This is a genomic window from Deltaproteobacteria bacterium, assembly GCA_009929795.1.
In the GTDB taxonomy this organism is placed as follows: domain Bacteria; phylum Desulfobacterota; class Desulfovibrionia; order Desulfovibrionales; family Desulfomicrobiaceae; genus RZZR01.
In genome coordinates this window covers 1-1,275 of sequence record RZZR01000371.1, presented here as the reverse complement: position 1 = coordinate 1,275, position 1,275 = coordinate 1, and the positions used below count along the sequence as shown (strand labels likewise).

The following is a 1,275-nucleotide window of genomic DNA, read 5'->3' as shown; positions in this document are numbered from 1 at the left end:
CAGGGCGACATCGCCAGCGCTACCTGGGCGAAGACCCAAACCCAACGCCTAGAGCACGGATGGCAAACCCTCCGGGCCAACCCGCACCTAAGCAAGGAGGCCCTCTGCCAGATGACCGGGATCTCCCGCTCCTCTGCCGTTCGCATGAGACGTGCCCTGACTCTTCTTCACGCCCGCCCGGACTACCGCGGGCTTCGGGTCGACATGACCTGGGAAGAGATTTGGGGCTCGGCCAGGGATGTGCTGGGCTGTAGCCTCGATAACCTAGGAGTTGCCCGGTGGTACCGATCGACGACAGAGGGACGGTGAGATGAGCGACATGATCGACAGGACCGACAGCGTCGAGAGCTTCGAGTTTCTCGCGCAACATCTCGCATTAACTGGGGATGACGACCGACCTGTAGGGTACATCGACCCGGTGAAAGAGAAGGCGAGTCTTTCTAGGTGGAAGCCGCGCTCGGCGTTTCGGCAGACCAAGCCGGACGGAGAGTCAAACCGGCGGTTCATCTGGGTCGGCGGGAAGAAGCTCCTCGTCGCCAGAGTCGTCTGGATTATCCACAATCAGCAGAACATCCCGGAGGATAGAGAGATTGACCACATTAACAGGGACCCGCTGGACGATAGGCCCGAGAATCTACGCCTGGTAGACCATTCCAGCAACATTCGAAATAGCATCAAGACGAAGATGAACGGCAAGACCCTGTCAAGCAAGTATCCGGGGGTTTACTGGGATACGCAGAACGGGAAGTGGAAGGCACATATCTGCATCGGAGGAAAGTTGAAGCACATCGGCTACTTCGCCTCCGAGACCGCAGCCGCGAAAGCCTACACTGCAGTCATCGCCTGTCTCCGCCCCCTTGAAGAACCAATGTCATACTTCGGCATCGACGATCCGCTGGACATCACCCAGCTCCTGCTCGGCACCGACCCAGAGTGTCCTGGATTCAACATCGATCGTGTCCTTACCCGTATCGCCTTGGTCGACGGTGAATACCTGTCCCTCGCAGCGCCAGCGGCTGCCTAAGCCCGCTCTGGCCCATGGGCGCTACTACCCCACCGGGGGCTCTTAGGGCAGCTCTACGGGCTTCCTAGAGCCTCTCATCATCCATCAACCCCAACCGAGTGATACAAGCAAATGACAACCAACCGATATAACTTCACGACCATGTCAGTCGAGGATCTCTACGCCCCGGCCCATAGCGCTCGAAAGCTGTGGAAGCGGATCGGCAAGCCCCATGGCCACTTCCGGACCTGGGCTAACCAAGTAATCAAGCC

1 protein-coding gene is annotated in these 1,275 nt (G+C 58.8%); it reads left to right on the top strand.

The annotated features are described in order from the left end of the window. The first annotated feature begins 310 nt into the window (after positions 1–310). Positions 311–1,024 carry a hypothetical protein gene (locus EOM25_15065; protein ID NCC26499.1) on the top strand — a complete coding sequence of 238 codons (714 nt, stop codon included), beginning with the start codon at positions 311–313 and terminating at the stop codon, positions 1,022–1,024. The last annotated feature ends 251 nt before the right edge of the window (positions 1,025–1,275 follow it).

What these genes read in the sequence shown, in the direction of transcription:
- EOM25_15065 (NCC26499.1), top strand. Translation starts at nt 311, where the DNA reads ATGAGCGACATGATCGACAGGACCGACAGCGTCGAGAGCTTCGAGTTT.